The organism is Brevibacterium sp. UBA7493 (assembly GCF_002479565.1).
Classification (GTDB): Bacteria; Actinomycetota; Actinomycetes; order Actinomycetales; family Brevibacteriaceae; genus Brevibacterium; species Brevibacterium luteolum.
In genome coordinates this window covers 381,657-396,300 of the sequence record NZ_DLOD01000003.1, presented here as the reverse complement: position 1 = coordinate 396,300, position 14,644 = coordinate 381,657, and the positions used below count along the sequence as shown (strand labels likewise).

Sequence of the window (14,644 nt, the reverse complement as noted above, 5' to 3'; positions counted from 1 at the left end):
TCACACGTCGATCTCGACCGGCCCGAGCGGCACCGCCGAGCACACGAGCACCTCATCGGCGTCCCGCGGCGCTGACGGCTCGACCGGGTAGGCGATCTGGCCTGCGCGCAGGGTCAGCGCGCACTTCCCGCACGCCCCTGCCCGGCACAGGCTGTCGACGTCGACGTCGCTGCGTTCGAGTGCGTCGAGCAGCATCCCCTGCTCCGGTGTCCAGTCGAACACCGTGCCCGAGGCGGTGGTCACCGTGGCAGGAATGCCGGCCTCCGGTGCGTACCGGCTGAGGTCGATGCGGGTCATGTCGGCAGGTGAGGTGAAGATCTCGGTGTGGATCTGCTCGGCGGCGATCCCGGCTGCCGCGGCCGCGTCGGTCGCCGCAGCAGTGAAGGCTGGCGGGCCGCAGATAACGAGACTCGTGCCGGGCCCGAGGTGGGAGGCCAGTTCTGCTGGGCTCAGCCGGGAGCCGCCGTGGACCGGATCGGTGCAGCGGCGTGTGAGCTCAGGTGCCGAGGACATGCCGGCGGCGAGCTCTGTGAGCTCGTCCCACAGGCGGCTGGGTGCCGGGCTGCGTTCGGAGTGGAGGATGCGCACCTGCCGGCCGGCCAGACCGGGAAGCAGGGACAGTGCCGGGGTGATGCCGATGCCGGCGGTGAGGAACACGACCTCGTCACCGAGCTTATCGGCGGTCACCTGCCCGAACGGCCCGGAGACCAGCAGCCTGTCACCGGCTTTCATGCCCGCCAGCCGGTGGGAGACGCCGGTGCGGATGCGCACCCGCAGGTGCAGTGCGTTCCCGGTGACGGCTGTGACCGTGTAGCAGCGCCAGGTCGGCGTGCCGGCCGGCGAGTCGGGCAGGTGCACCCGCACATGCATACCGGGGGAGTAGAAGTCGGAGATGAACCCGAGATCGTCGCGCAGCCGGATCTCAGCAACACCCTCACGGCAGTCAACAGTCTCGATGGTCATCTCCCGCGGGGTGGTGGAGCGTTTGATCGCCTCCGCCGGTGCCTCACCGAGGATCTCGATCCGATCGCCCGGCCGGATCTCACCGGTCGTGGTGACGGAGAGGTAGATCCCGCAGTGCAGGTGGCCGCAGCCGGCGGCCAGCAGGCGGGGGATCGGCAGGTCGGCCGCACCCGAGGTGGGATCGACTTCGGTGGCCGGGCAGCGTTGGATCGGAGAGCGCACAACCGCTTCGACCCCGCCGATGCGCAGCCGCTTGCCGACCAGCCCGAACTCCGCGAAAGCCGGCAGACCGTCGACGAGGATGTTGCCGCGGAAGCGCAGCGGGTCGACCGGCCCGCCAGCGAGTCCTTCGAGCGCCTGCGCGGTCGCCGGGTTGATGATCGACAGACCGGACACCTGCGAGTCGAACATCCCCTGGTCGGTGGAGACGAGTTCGCGTCGGTGCGGCCCGTGCGGCGTGAGACGGGCGGCGAGGAAATCCTCTGCTGCGCGCAGGCTCTCAGGTTCATCGATGGAGAAGCTCACCTGCTTGCCATCGGGTGCCTGCAGATCGATCGCGACACCCGCCTCGGGAGCGGGCGAGTCGTGCCTAGTGTGCACCTGCCACTGCTGCAGCGAGGTGTCGTTTTTGAGCACTGTGAACGTGCGCGGGCCAGCCCACTGGCCGGGCACCGCCGGGGCGGCACCGGTGGTGAAGGCGAAGGCGCGGTCGCCGTCGAATCCCGAGCCAGCGCGCGCAACGCCAGTGCTGATCTGCTCGGCAGGGAAGCCTTTGAGAGGGAAGCGGAAGAGGGCGGAGACGCGCATGGAGGCCATGCTACTCCGCCCTCTTCACGTGCCCGCAGACTGTTTCAGCCTGCGGAGGGACTCACTTCCGGGGTGCGCCGGCCTTCTGGTAGCCGCCCTTGCGGTGACCGCCGCCGGAACCACCGGAGCGCGGGCCGGAGGGACCGCGGCCGTGCTTCTTGCGGAAGCCGGGCTTCGAGCCGTGATCGGCACCGGCTCCGCGGTCGAAGCGCTTCTTGAATGGCCGGCCCGGGCGTCCGGTGTCCGGGCGCAGGTCGATGTGCTTGCCCTGGATGCGGGTGCGCGACAGACGTTCGAAGACCTCCTCGGGCAGGTCAGCCGGCAGATCGACGAGCGAGTGGTTCGAGCGGATGTCGATGTGCCCGATCTGGGCCGAGGTCAGGCCGCCTTCGTTGGCGATCGCGCCGACGATGCCGCCGGGCTGGACGCGCTCATTGCGGCCGACAGCGAGGCGGTAGGTGCGCATGCCGTCCTTGCGGTGCTTGCCTCCCTTGCCTGCCTCGCGCTCCGAGCGCGGCTTGCGGGCACTGGGCTCCGGCAGCGGCTCAGCGGCCAGGGTCTCACCGTCGAGCAGCAGAGTCGCAAGAGCGGCAGCGACCTCGGTGGCCGGCACATTGTGGGCCTGCTCGTACTGTTCGATGACCGGACGCATCTCGGTCAGGTCGAGGGTCTCGAGCGCCTCGGTGATGCGGGCCTTGAACTTATCGGTCCGCGTGTTCGTCAGCTCCTCAGGGGTCGGCAGTACGAGCTTCTCAACCGAGCGGCGGGTGGCCTTCTCGATCGACTTGAGCAGGTGGTGCTCGCGCGGGGTGACGAACAGGATCGCCTCACCGGAGCGTCCGGCGCGGCCGGTGCGCCCGATCCGGTGGACGTAGGCCTCCGGGTCGTGCGGGATGTCGTAGTTGACGACGAGTTCGATGCGCTCGACGTCGAGACCGCGGGCGGCGACGTCGGTGGCGACGAGGATGTCGATGTGGCCGGCCTTGAGCTGTTCGACGGTGCGCTCACGGGCCTGCTGCGGGATGTCGCCGTTGATGGCAGCGGCCTTGAAGCCGCGGGCGCGCAGCTTGTCGGCCAGCTCTTCGGTGGCCTGCTTGGTGCGCACGAACATGATGATGCCGTCGTACTGCTCAACTTCGAGGATGCGGGTGAGCGCATCGAGCTTGTGCGAGTGCATGACGGTCAGGAACCGCTGGCGGATGTTCGTCCCGGTCGTCGAAGACGGAGTCACCCGGATCTCACGCGGGTTGTTCAGGTAGCGTTCGGCGATCCGGTGGATCGACTTCGGCATGGTGGCCGAGAACAGTGCGACCTGCCGCTGGTCGCCGGCGGCTTCGAAGATCGCCTCGATGTCCTCCTGGAAGCCCATCTTGAGCATCTCATCGGCCTCATCGAGGACGAGGTGGCGCAGGTTGTGCAGTTTGAGCGAGCCGCGCTTGAGGTGGTCGATGACGCGGCCGGGCGTGCCGACGACGACCTGCGCGCCGCGCTTGAGGCCTGCCAGCTGCGGGCCGTAGGACTGCCCACCGTAGATCGGCAGGATCGAGAACCCGGGCAGGTGGGCGGCATACGAGGTGAACGCCTCGGAGACCTGCAGCGCCAGCTCGCGGGTCGGGGCGAGGACGAGGGCCAGCGGGCCGTCATCGGCGCGACCGGCATCGGCGAGGCTGTCGAGGACGGGCACGGCGAACGCAGCTGTCTTGCCGGTGCCGGTCTGGGCTAAGCCCATGACGTCCTCACCGTCGAGCAGCGGCGGGATCGCCTGCTCCTGCACAGCAGACGGGGTCTCATAGCCGAGGTCGGTCAGAGCAGAGAGGATCCGCGGGTCGATGTCGAAGTCGCAGAACTGCACGGCCGGCGGCTGGATCTCAGCAGCGGCATCGGTGGTGGGGGTGGCGGGCGCCTGCGTCTCGGCAGACGGGTGGACGGATGTCATGAATCTCCAAAAGGGGCACACGGATCACGGAATGGACAGACTTCGGCATCGGAACATGCCTCGAAGTGGGAGTGTGATCGAACTCTTGCGGCCGAAGGAGCGTCATCTGTCAGACACGAAGCGGCCGGAACCACAGTCAATCCTACCTGCCGCAGCCTCGTTTGCCCGCATCGGGCTCATGTGTGACCGGACACGTCACCTCAGGTGCGGGTCGCGAGGATGAGCTCGCACAGCTCATGCGGGGCGATGGCATCCGGCCAGTCCGGCAGCCTGTCCTGCCCGCCTGGTGACCAGGTGATGACGAAGGAGGCGCACTCCTCCGGGGTGTCCCCGCCGTGCCCGCCGGCATCGACATGCCCGTGGTCGGTGACGATGACGACCAGCCAGTCCTCACCGTGCTCAGCAGCCCTCTGCTCGATCGCAGCGGCGATCCGGCCAAGATGCGCATCGACGCGGCTGATCGCCTGCCGGTACTCCTCACCCATGAGCCCGTAGAGGTGCCCGGTCTCATCGACATCGCAGAAGTACACGAACGACACATCCGCCGCCTGCGCACCGGCCAGCATCGCGGCGGCATAGTCGGCGATCTCGGCATCGACACGCACGTAGCCGTGCGTCTCGCCATCGCGGGCGATGATGCGGTGCTGGCCGGCCCACTGCTGCTCCAAGCGCTGGTGGATGACCGGGCCGAGCCCGTTCGGGTCGATGAGCGGCGGCCACCCGGCAGCCGCGAACGTCGTCGTCGACTGATCGGCGTAGAAAGCCCGGGAGAGCAGATCCGGCCGGGAGTACAGGCGGTGGCCGATGAAGTCGTTGCCACCCACCCCGTGCTGCTCGTGAGTCGAGCCGGTCAGGATGCTCGCCCAGCCCGGCCCCGACATCGTCGGGGGCACCATCGTCATCCCATGCAGCCGCCCGGCCGCCTGCAGCCGGCTCAGGTGCGGGGCGATGCCGTCCTCAGCGGTGATCGACAGGCGGCAGCCGTCGATGCCCAGCAGCAGGATCATCCGTGCGCTCATGCGCTGACTCCCGTGCGTGCATCCGTGCCCGAGGCGGTGGGCGCTGAGGTCCCGCCGGTGCCCGAGGCCGTGGCTGGGCTGGCGGGTTCGAGGACGGCTTCGCTGCGCAGCAGCTGCAGACTGACATCAGCACCGGGGGCGAATGCGCTCGCCTGCGCGGTCGAAAGATCGACACGCACGGGGTGGGGGAGCTCGGCGACATCGACGTAGACGCTGCTGAGCGAACCGCGCAGCACACTCGAATGCACAACACCGGCCAGCCCCGGACGAGTGTCGGCGGCATCGGTGGGGCTGATGGCGATGTCCTCGGGCCGGATGAGTGCGGTCGCAGCCGTGGTGCCTGCCGGCAGCTCGCCGATCGGGGTGACGGGCCGGCCGGTGACGGTGAAGGTGCCGTCAGGAGCCTGCTTCGCCGGCATCCGGTTGACGTTGCCGACGAAGGTCGCCACGAACGGGCTGACCGGCCGGCGGTAGAGCTCGGCGGGTGTGTCGAGCTGTTCGATGCGCCCAGCGTTCATGACACCGACCCGGTCGGCCATCGTCAGCGCCTCCTCCTGGTCGTGGGTGACCATGAGGGTGGTGATGTTCTTCTCCATCTGGATGCGGCGGATGTGCTCGCGCAGCTGCACGCGCACCGCGGCATCGAGAGCCGAGAGCGGCTCATCGAGCAGCAGCACATTCGGCTCCAGCGCCAGGGCCCGGGCCAGGGCGACGCGCTGCTGCTGGCCGCCGGAGAGCTGGGCGGGATACTTCCCAGCGTGCTCGGCCAGCCCGACGGTCTCCAGCAGCTCAGCGACCGTGGCAGCGCGGCCGGCCTGCCGGCGGATGCGCAGTCCGTAGCCGACGTTCTCGGCTGCGGTCATGTGCGGGAACAGGCTGTAGGACTGGAAGACGATGCCGATGCCGCGGCGGCGCACATCGACGCGGGTGACGTCGCGCTCGCCGATGTGCACGGTGCCGGCGTCCGGTGTCTCGAGGCCGGCGAGGATCCGCAGTGTCGTCGTCTTCCCGCAGCCTGATGGGCCGAGCAGGGCCAGCAGCTCTCCGCGGTGCAGGTCGAGGCTGAGGTCGGACAGGACGGTCTTGAATCCGTAGGTCTTCGTGACTCCGGACAGGGACACGAACTCCTCGCGCAGGGGTGTGGTGATGGTGGTCATGGCTATTCCTTGGCGGTGGAGGTGACAGAGGGCGCGGCTGCCGGGGTGCGCCTGCGGCGGTTGCCGGCAGCGGAGATGAGCGAGATGAGGGCCAGCAGCCCCCAGGTAGCGAGCATCGTGACGAACGACAGGGCTGCCGCTCCGCGCGGTGCCGCGGCCCCGGTCTCGACGAGGAAGACCGGGAAGGTGTACTGCAGCAGCAGGCTGGCAAGCGCGAACTCGCCGAGGACCATCGCCATGCACAGCAGCCCGGCCGACAGCAGAGCTGCGCGCATGTTCGGTAGCACGATGCCGATGAGTGTGCGCCACGGGGAGGCACCCAGGCTGGCGGCCGCTGCGAAGAGGGTCCGCAGGTGAAGGGCTGACAGCCCGGCGTCGAGGGCGCGGTAGACCAGCGGCATCGTGATGATGACGTAGAAGGGCACGAGCGCATACGGGCTGACAAGGAACCCAGGGGCGACAGCGCGGAAGAACACTCCGGCACCGGCGACGAGCGCGACGGCCGGGACGACGATCGGGATGACTGACAGCGCCTCCGCCAGCTTCGCTGCCCGTGGGGCCTTGAGATGCAGGTAGACGATCGTGGGCACGAGCAGCGCCAGCGAGGCGGCAGTCGTCAGCAGCCCGAGCACGACGGTCATGGTGACCGCCTGGACGGCCATCGGATTGGCGAACGCCTGGCTGAGGCTCTCGAAGGTGAGCCCGACACCGGGCAGGGTGAATCCGAAGATCGCCGAGGCGATGAGCGGGGTGAAGAACAGCACCATCGCCAGCACGAGAACGACGACGCCGGGCACATGGACCCGGCCGGCAGTCCGGGTGCGCTTCCCGTGCCCGAGGCGGCCGGCGCCTCGGGCACGGGCGTCACCGGTTCCTGCCGGGGTGCCGGTGCCGGTTGGGGTGGTCAGGAGTTCGACGGAAGCTGCCAACGCCGTGACCTCCTTTCGATGAGCAGGCGGATGCCCATGGCGACGATGATGACGAGCATCATGCCGGTGGCCAGGGCAGCGGCCATCGATTCGTCGAGCATGACGTTGCCGCGCAGGAAGAAGCCGATGACGATCGGCACGAGGTTGAGCCCGCCGCCGGCCAGTGCATAGGCGGTGGCGTAGGCGGAGAACGAGTTGGCGAACAGCAGCAGGAGCGCCCCGACGATCGAGGGGGTCAGGATCGGCAGGGCGATGTCGGTGAGATACCGCAGCCGGGAGGCCCCCATCGTCTGCGCGGCCTCGGACATCTGCTGGGTCAGCGCGCCGAGGGCCGGCAGGATGAGCACGGTCATGAGCGGTGCCTGGAAGTACAGGTACACCAGTGCCACACCCCAGAAGGAGTCGAGACGGAAACCGTCGAGGCTGCCGGGGAAGACATCGGTGACGAGCAGGGTCACCAGCCCCTGGGAGCCGAGGGCTGCGATGAACGCGAACGCCAGCGGCACCCCGCCGGACTGGCTGGCCAGGGCCGAATAGCTCATCACGAGCCGGGCCAGCCAGGCCGGGCGGGTCACCACGGTCAGCGCCCACGCGAGGATGAGCCCGAGGATGCCTCCCAGCAGTGTGGTGACGAGCGAGAGGTTCGTCGTCATGAGGAAGGCATCGGCGTACTGCGGCTCGGCCAGCTGGGTGAGGCTGGATGTTGAGAGCTGCCCGCCGGGGGTGAGGGCAGCCCAGACGTTGGCGATGACCGGGATGATGAGGAAGACGGTGACGAACGCGAAGAACGGCACCGCTCCCCAGGGGATGGTCCGGGTGGACTTCATGAGCGGACCTTGCCGGCCCACTCGCGGGTGATGAGCTCGGCGCCCTTCTCGCCCTGGGCGACGGTCGGGAAGTTCACCGCTTCGAGAATCTTCGGCTCCGGCAGCTTGGCCAGGGCCTCTTCGGAGAGCTTGCCGGCTTCGGACAGCTCGGTGAAGCGGGCCGGGATCGCCCCGCCGAGGGCGTACTGCTCGCTGCCCTCGTCGCTGGTGAGCCAGTCGACCCACAGGCGGGCGGCATTCGGCTGCGGGGAGTCGATGGTGCACGGCTGGGCGTAGAAGTTGCCGAACACGGCCTCCTCGGGCACGAAGTGCTCAAGATCCACACCGGAGGTCTTCATCTCCTCTTCGATGCCGAGGAAGTTGTAGTTCCAGTCGAAGACGACCGCGGCCTGCCCGGTCGAGAGCGCATTGGGCACCGAGGAGATGTTGACAAGGTTGCCGGAGGCGGCGAGCTCGGCGAAGAACTCGATGCCCGGTGCGACATCGTCGAGGCTGCCGCCGTTGGCCAGGGCTGCGGTGAAGACGGTCGCGATCGACGAGGCGCCTTCGCGCGGGTCACCGGGGAGTGCGACCTTGCCCTTGTAGGCGGGATCGAGGAGGTCGGAGAGCTTCTCGGGCCTATCGGCGAGCTTCGTGTTCACGCCCAGGGACAGCACACCGTAGTAGGCGCCGACCCAGCGGCCCTCGGGGTCCTTGAGGTCTTCGGGGATGGCATCGAAGTTCGAGGGCTTGTACGGGGAGATGAGGTCCTGGGAGATCGCGGTCTCGGTGAAGGTGTAGCCGATGTCGAGGACGTCGGGCTGGGTCTTCTGGCCCTTGAGCTGCTTGACCGACTGCAGCTCCTCAGCCGAGGAGGCCTCCGGGCTGGCGACAGGGGTGTCGACTGCGTACTTGGCCTTGAACTTCTCGAAGTGGCCCTTGTAGTTCGCCCAGGTCTCCGGATAGGCGATGAGCTGGACTTTGCCCTCCTTCTGGGCGAGTTCGATGATCTCCTCCAGCGTGGTGCCGATCTCCGTCGACGCGCTGGCGGTGTTGTTGGAGCAGCCGGCGAGGCCGAGGCCCGCGGTGGTGAGGGTCAGGGCGCTGAGGCCGAGAAAGGAACGGCGGGTGGTGGTCATGATTCTCCTTTGGCGAGGTCCGGTGCTGGTGACCAGCGGCCGCGGCCACTCTCGCAAGCGCCGGTGACAGTGGAGAGAACGTCAGGTGATCAACCGGTAAATAATGGTATAGACCATTTGCGCGGCTGGGCTGGACCGGGGCACGATGAGCAGACCACCCGCCTCGCAACCAGGAGAAAAGCCCCGATGACCACCACGCCACCGGCCCCGGCGAGCACCGCCTTGCAGCAACTCGAAAGCGCTGCAGCGGTCCTCTTCGACTTCAACGGCACACTCTCAGCCGACGAGGATCTGCTCGCTGCGATCTACTGCGATATCGCAGCTGAGCTCGGCATCGAGCTCACCCCTGCGGCCTACGACACCGAGTTCCTCGGCCTGTCCGATCCGCAGATCGCCACCGCGCTCGCCGCCCGCGCCGCCGCAGGTGAACGCACGGTGACACCGGAGCAGATCGCCGACCGGATGGCCGAGGCATACCTCGCAGCCGTCGCGAACACCCCGCGGATCGCTGCCGAGACCTGCCGCCTCGTGCGAGCGCTCGCCGGATCAGGGGTGCCCCTGGCGGTCGTGACCGGCACCTACCGGCGGCTTGTCACCGGTGCCCTGCAGGCAGCCGGGATCGAGCAACACTTCGCAGCAGTCATCGCCGGTGAGGACGTCACCGCCGGCAAGCCCGCGCCCGAGGGGTTCCTCACCGCCGCCCGGCAGCTCGGGGTCGCGGCAGCTGAGCAGGTGGTCGTCGTCGAGGACTCGGCACCTGGCCGGCAGGCCGCCGAGGCAGCGGGCATGTCGGTGCTCATGGTCGGCGGCAGCGGCCTCACCGTCGCCGACATCGGCAAAGCACTGCCTGCGTGAGCGCCGCCTGAGTGCGCCTCGCGTGGGTGCTCTCGGTTCAGCTGTGTGAGGGTGTGCTGACGGTGATGCGCAGCCGGTCGGTGCGCAGCGTGTCAGCCGAGTACTCGATCGGGGTGCCGGCTTCTGTGAATGACGTGCGCGTCAGACGCAGCACCGTCTGCGCAGCACCGATCTGCAGCAGCTTCCCATCGGCTGAACCGACCACCTCGGTTGTCAGCGCCTCGGTCTTCGACACCGCAGCCTGGCCGAAGGCGTCTGCGAGGATCGCATAGAGCGAACCCGTCAGGTCATATTCGAGCATTCCGGGCACGAGTGCTGCCGGGAAGCAGGAGTCCTCCACCAGGACCGGGGTGCCGTCGACCAATCGCAGCCGGTGCACGCGCACCACCTCGGCGCCGGTGTCCAGGCCCAGGGCGGTCGCCGCGTCCGCCGAGGCCGGCTGCAGGCAGGCGGTGACGACCTCGGAGGTGACATCGTGGCCGGTCTCGCTCAGCTGGCCCATGAACCCGCGCATAGACGACAGCTCCACCTCCGGCAGCTCCTCAGCGACGAAGGTGCCGCCGCTGCGCCCGGTGCGCCGCGAGATCCGGCCCTCCAGCTGCAGGGCCGCCAGCGCCTGCCGGACGGTCATCCGCGAAACACCGAGCTGCGTCGCGAGCATCCGCTCCGCCGGCAGCCGGGCACCCGGTGCCCACGCACCGGAGGCGATGCGCTCACGCAGCTGCTCGGCGATGCGCATATGGGCAGGCGAGGAGGTCATGGTGTTAGTCATATCACTCTCCAGTCGCCGGTGTGATCCGCAGACGCGGCACGTCGGCGGATTCGCTACCCTGGGAGCGGTACGAACAGCAGCCAGCCGTTCGCAGTCGACTCAAGGAGATATTTCACGTGGCTTCGACATTGGATTCCGTCATCACCCTGGCCAAGCGGCGCGGGTTCGTCTTCCAGGCAGGAGACATCTACGGCGGATCCCGTTCCGCCTGGGACTACGGTCCGCTCGGCGTTGAGCTCAAGGAGAACATCAAGGCCCTGTGGTGGCAGGAGTTCGTCCGCGGGCGTGAGGACATGGTCGGCCTCGACTCCTCGATCATCCTGCCCAAGCGCGTCTGGGAGGCCTCCGGCCACGTCGAGACCTTCGTCGACCCGCTCGTCGAATCGCTGCACACCCACAAGCGCTACCGCGCCGACCACCTCATCGACGCCTACATCGCCAAGCACGGCCGCGAGCCGGAGAACGGTCTGGCCGACATCCGCGACCCGGAGACCGGCCAGGAGGGCAACTGGACTGAGCCCAAGCAGTTCTCCGGGCTCATGAAGACCTACCTCGGTGCTGTCGATGACGAAGAGGGGCTGCACTACCTGCGCCCGGAGACCGCTCAGGGCATCTTCGTGAACTTCAACAACGTCGTCACCGCCAACCGCAAGAAGCCGCCGTTCGGCATCGGCCAGATCGGCAAGGCCTTCCGCAACGAGATCACCCCGGGCAACTTCATCTTCCGCACCCGTGAGTTCGAGCAGATGGAGATCGAGTACTTCGTCCATCCCGACGACGCCCCCAAGTTCTTCGACGAATGGGTCGAAGCCTGCTGGAACTGGTTCGTCGACCTCGGCGTCAAGGCAGACAACATGCGCCGTTTCGACGTCCCCGACGGCGAACGCGCCCACTATTCGGCTGCCACCATCGACATCGAATACAAGTTCGGGTTCCAGGGCGGAGCCTGGGGCGAGCTCATGGGCATCGCCAACCGCACCGACTTCGACCTGTCGAACCACACCAAGCACTCCGGTCACAAGATGCAGTACTTCGACCAGGCTGCCGGCACCCGCTACACCCCCTACGTCATCGAGCCGTCCTTCGGCCTGACCCGGTCGATGATGGCCTTCCTCGTCGACGCCTACACCGAAGACGAGGCGCCGAACACCAAGGGCGGGGTCGACAAGCGCATCGTGCTCAAGCTCGACCCGCGCCTGGCCCCGGTCAAGGTCGCCGTGCTTCCGCTGAGCCGCAACGAGAAGCTCTCGCCGAAGGCCCGCGAACTGGCAGCGAACCTGCGCAAGCGCTGGAACGTCGACTTCGATGACGCCGGTGCGATCGGCCGCCGCTACCGCCGCCAGGACGAGATCGGCACCCCGCTGTGCATAACCGTCGACTTCGACACCCTCGATGACAACGCCGTGACCGTCCGCCGCCGCGATGACATGAGCCAGGAGCGCATCGCCATCGACGAGGTCGTCTCCTACGTCGCTGACGAACTGGGCATCTGAGGCCCGGCCTCAGGTCCGCGGCGTCAGGAATCTGACACCGCACCGCTATGCACTACATCGCAGAAACACTGCCGCGCGCCTCACGACAGGCATGGTCGGTCATGCTCGGGATGCTCATCCCGCTGGCCGTCCTGTCTGTCGTGGGGCTCGTGTGGCTCTGGCCCTCACCTGAGGCCACCGACCGGTGGGATCCGGCGGCCCTGGCCGAGGGCGCCGAATACACCTCGGGCACGGTCGAATCGATCGACCTGCGCGCCTGCCCGGACTACGAATCCACCGGCTGCGGGGCGATCACGCTCGACACCGGTGAGCGCACCGGCACGATGTACGCCCCGCCCGAGGCGATCAAGACCGGCATCGCAGCAGGCGACCGGATCAAGGTCATCGTCATGGACGATGCGCAGACCGACCCGGTGGCCGATGCGATCACCGGGGGCGGGCAGCCATCCGGTGAGCAGGCACCCGGCGGGGAGCAGGCACCCGGCAGCGACCCGACCAACGAGCCGACCTCCGCCGACTTCGTCTTCGTCGACTTCGACCGCAACATCTCTCTCGGCGTCCTCGCCTTCGTCTACGCCGCCCTCGTCATGCTCGTCGCCGGGCTCAAAGGGCTGCGCGCGCTCATCGGCCTGGCACTGGCCTACGCCGTCATGGTGTGGTTCATGCTCCCGGCGGTGATGGACGGCAAACCGGCCGTGCTCGTCGGCATCACCGCAGCCGCGATCATCATGTTCATCGTCCTGTACCTGGCGCACGGATTCTCCGCCCGCACGACGACTGCGCTGCTCGGCACCCTCTTCGGCATCCTCATCACCGGCGTACTCGGAGCGCTGTGGACGACCTGGTCGAAGCTGGCCGGCATCTACACCGAAGAGACCTACATCCTCGCCTGGACCGACGGACTGTCGATGGCCGACCTCGTCGTGTGCGCGATCCTCATCGCCGGCCTCGGCGTGCTCAACGACGTCACCATCACCCAGGCGGCCGCCGTATGGGAGCTGGCCGCCTCCCGTCCCGAGGCGTCCAAACGGGAAATCTTCACCTCGGCGATGCGCATCGGCCGCGACCACATCGCCTCCACCGTCTACACCATCGCCTTCGCCTACGCCGGAGGTGCACTGACCGTGCTGCTGCTCGTCGCCGCCTCCTCCCGGCCGTTCCTCGAATCACTCACGCTTGGCGAACAGGCGATCTCCGTCGTCTCCACCCTGGTGACCTCGATCGGCCTGGTCATCGCGATCCCGGCCACCACCCTCATCGCCGTGCTGGTGGTGCGCTCAGGCACACGCGCGTACTCCGCTGCAGAGGCCGAAATCTGAGATAGGCTGTCATCCGACAGACGCATCCCCCTGCTGAGACGTATCCCCGGCTTCGGCCCGGATGCACTGCTCGAACCCCGCGCCAGACGGCGTTGTCGGCGCCGCACCGGACCCCGAGACGGAAGTGAGCACTGATGACTCCCGCATCGCACATGATGACCCAGGCACCGGCAACCCCGGTTGTCACCACCACCGCCGACGCGGCTGTCGACCCGACTGCTGCGGTCAAACAGCTCGGTGACGTGACGCTGCCGCTGGCCCGCCGCACCCGCGGCTGGACCGGATCGGTCATCGATGCATCGGTCTCCCTGCTGGCCTCTCGGACCAACGACATCGTCCGCTTCGGCATGGGAGCACCGGCTGAACAGGTCGTCCCGGCTGCCGACTTCGCCGAGTTCCTCGGGACGATGACGAACCCGAGCTCCTACACCTACGGCCCGACCGAAGGCGAGACCGAGCTCATCAACGCGATCTGCGAATCCGAGGACCTCACCGGCCCGCGCACCGTTGATCCCAACCGCATCATCGTCACCAGCGGCGGCATGCAGGGCCTCGACCTGGCCTACAAGATGTTCGTCAACGACGGAGACCTCGTCGCCGTCGAATCCCCGACTTACACCAACGGCTCCTCGACCGCGCTGAGCTACGGCGCCGAGGTGCTGCAGATCCCCGTCGACGACGACGGCATGGACGTCGAGCGCCTCGCCCGCGACGTCGAGACCCTCGGCCGGAAGCCGACGGCGATCTACGTCATCCCGAACTTCCAGAACCCCTCGGGTGTGACCATGAGCCTGGCACGCCGCCAGCGACTGCTAGAACTCGCCCACGAGTGGAACAGCGTCATCATCGACGACGACCCGTACGGTTCGCTGCGCTTCTCCGGCGAGTACATCCCCAGCTTCGCCGAACTCAGCCCGGATGACCCGCTGGTGTTCTCTGCCCGGTCGTTCTCCAAGATCATCGCCCCGGGCCTGCGCGTCGGCTGGGTCGAGGTAGACCCGGCGATCCGCCAGCTGCTCATCAACGTCCGCCAGGCGATGGACGCCTCGGCCGCGGTGCCCAGCCAGCAGCTTGTGGCCCACTACCTCACCCGCGGCGGGTTCACCGAGCATCTCGACATGCTGCGCACCGCCTACCACCGGCGCAAGGACGCGATGCTCGAAGCCGCCGCCGAACACCTGTCCGGCCGGGTGGAGCTGACCAACCCCGACGGCGGATTCTTCCTATGGGCGACGCTGATCGGCGATGCCGCCGACATCGACGCCCGCGAGCTGTTCGAGACCGCTCTGGACGAGGGTGTCGCTTTCATCCCCGGTGAGGCGTTCTCACCGGCAGGTGAGTTCTCCAACGCGATGCGCCTGTGCTTCGCCTCCTCGACCGTCGAGCGCATCCACGAGGGCATCGCCCGGCTCGGCTGCGCCATCGAGGTGCAGCTCTCCCGCAGCTGAG

The 14,644-nt window shown here is 68.0% G+C and carries 12 protein-coding genes; 4 read left to right on the top strand and 8 right to left on the bottom strand.

Translation table 11 applies throughout. The annotated features are described in order from the left end of the window. From B4E96_RS03150 to B4E96_RS03120, 7 genes are all read right to left on the bottom strand, one after another. Entirely contained in the window at window positions 1-1,770 is a 1,770-nt protein-coding gene (locus tag B4E96_RS03150; protein WP_286956348.1) for an MOSC domain-containing protein, read from the bottom strand. Window positions 1,771-1,831: 61 nt separating this feature from the next. Further along, the gene (locus B4E96_RS03145; RefSeq protein ID WP_259855069.1) at window positions 1,832-3,706 is read right to left on the bottom strand and encodes a DEAD/DEAH box helicase; all 1,875 of its coding nucleotides are present in this window, start codon (window positions 3,704-3,706) and stop codon (window positions 1,832-1,834) included. 200 nt (window positions 3,707-3,906) lie between these two features. Beyond that, complete coding sequence (locus B4E96_RS03140) at window positions 3,907-4,725, bottom strand: alkaline phosphatase family protein (protein ID WP_219722579.1); 819 nt, start codon at window positions 4,723-4,725, stop codon at window positions 3,907-3,909. Further along, complete coding sequence (locus B4E96_RS03135; protein WP_102160440.1) at window positions 4,722-5,882, bottom strand: ABC transporter ATP-binding protein; 1,161 nt, start codon at window positions 5,880-5,882, stop codon at window positions 4,722-4,724. The genes B4E96_RS03140 and B4E96_RS03135 overlap by 4 nt, the downstream gene beginning before the upstream one ends. 2 nt (window positions 5,883-5,884) lie before the next feature. Further along, on the bottom strand, window positions 5,885-6,811 hold the full coding sequence (locus B4E96_RS03130) for an ABC transporter permease (protein WP_102160438.1): 927 nt from the start codon (window positions 6,809-6,811) through the stop codon (window positions 5,885-5,887). Next, window positions 6,787-7,638 carry an ABC transporter permease gene (locus B4E96_RS03125; protein WP_286956346.1) on the bottom strand — a complete coding sequence of 284 codons (852 nt, stop codon included), beginning with the start codon at window positions 7,636-7,638 and terminating at the stop codon, window positions 6,787-6,789. The genes B4E96_RS03130 and B4E96_RS03125 overlap by 25 nt, the downstream gene beginning before the upstream one ends. Continuing rightward, complete coding sequence (locus B4E96_RS03120) at window positions 7,635-8,756, bottom strand: ABC transporter substrate-binding protein (protein WP_286956345.1); 1,122 nt, start codon at window positions 8,754-8,756, stop codon at window positions 7,635-7,637. Before B4E96_RS03120 ends, B4E96_RS03125 begins: the two co-directional genes overlap by 4 nt. Before the next feature lie 186 nt (window positions 8,757-8,942). Between B4E96_RS03120 and B4E96_RS03115 the strand changes: the two genes are divergently transcribed. Continuing rightward, entirely contained in the window at window positions 8,943-9,611 is a 669-nt protein-coding gene (locus B4E96_RS03115; RefSeq protein ID WP_102160432.1) for an HAD family hydrolase, read from the top strand. Window positions 9,612-9,648: 37 nt separating this feature from the next. On the opposite strand, the gene B4E96_RS03110 is transcribed toward B4E96_RS03115, so the two are convergent. Then, window positions 9,649-10,383, bottom strand: a complete 735-nt coding sequence (locus tag B4E96_RS03110; RefSeq protein WP_259799787.1) for a GntR family transcriptional regulator — start codon at window positions 10,381-10,383, stop codon at window positions 9,649-9,651. Window positions 10,384-10,499: 116 nt separating this feature from the next. On the opposite strand from B4E96_RS03110, the gene B4E96_RS03105 reads away from it, so the two are divergent. The 3 genes from B4E96_RS03105 to B4E96_RS03095 all read left to right on the top strand — a co-directional run bounded on the left by B4E96_RS03105 (window position 10,500) and on the right by B4E96_RS03095 (window position 14,643). Beyond that, window positions 10,500-11,876: a glycine--tRNA ligase gene (locus B4E96_RS03105; RefSeq protein ID WP_286956343.1), complete on the top strand. Its 1,377-nt coding sequence runs from the start codon at window positions 10,500-10,502 to the stop codon at window positions 11,874-11,876. 47 nt (window positions 11,877-11,923) lie between these two features. Then, a complete protein-coding gene (locus B4E96_RS03100; RefSeq protein WP_286956342.1) occupies window positions 11,924-13,195 on the top strand; it encodes a YibE/F family protein in 1,272 nt (423 codons plus the stop codon). A gap of 134 nt (window positions 13,196-13,329) precedes the next feature. Next, window positions 13,330-14,643 carry a PLP-dependent aminotransferase family protein gene (locus B4E96_RS03095; RefSeq protein WP_257994997.1) on the top strand — a complete coding sequence of 438 codons (1,314 nt, stop codon included), beginning with the start codon at window positions 13,330-13,332 and terminating at the stop codon, window positions 14,641-14,643. Window position 14,644: the final 1 nt, after the last annotated feature.

Bases quoted from the DNA above. Each gene is read 5' to 3' on its own strand.
- B4E96_RS03150 (WP_286956348.1), bottom strand. From the start codon at position 1,770: ATGCGCGTCTCCGCCCTCTTCCGCTTCCCTCTCAAAGGCTTCCCTGCC.
- B4E96_RS03125 (WP_286956346.1), bottom strand. From the start codon at position 7,638: ATGAAGTCCACCCGGACCATCCCCTGGGGAGCGGTGCCGTTCTTCGCG.
- B4E96_RS03100 (WP_286956342.1), top strand. From the start codon at position 11,924: ATGCACTACATCGCAGAAACACTGCCGCGCGCCTCACGACAGGCATGG.
- B4E96_RS03115 (WP_102160432.1), top strand. From the start codon at position 8,943: ATGACCACCACGCCACCGGCCCCGGCGAGCACCGCCTTGCAGCAACTC.
- B4E96_RS03140 (WP_219722579.1), bottom strand. From the start codon at position 4,725: ATGAGCGCACGGATGATCCTGCTGCTGGGCATCGACGGCTGCCGCCTG.
- B4E96_RS03145 (WP_259855069.1), bottom strand. From the start codon at position 3,706: ATGACATCCGTCCACCCGTCTGCCGAGACGCAGGCGCCCGCCACCCCC.
- B4E96_RS03095 (WP_257994997.1), top strand. From the start codon at position 13,330: ATGACTCCCGCATCGCACATGATGACCCAGGCACCGGCAACCCCGGTT.
- B4E96_RS03110 (WP_259799787.1), bottom strand. From the start codon at position 10,383: ATGACTAACACCATGACCTCCTCGCCTGCCCATATGCGCATCGCCGAG.
- B4E96_RS03120 (WP_286956345.1), bottom strand. From the start codon at position 8,756: ATGACCACCACCCGCCGTTCCTTTCTCGGCCTCAGCGCCCTGACCCTC.
- B4E96_RS03135 (WP_102160440.1), bottom strand. From the start codon at position 5,882: ATGACCACCATCACCACACCCCTGCGCGAGGAGTTCGTGTCCCTGTCC.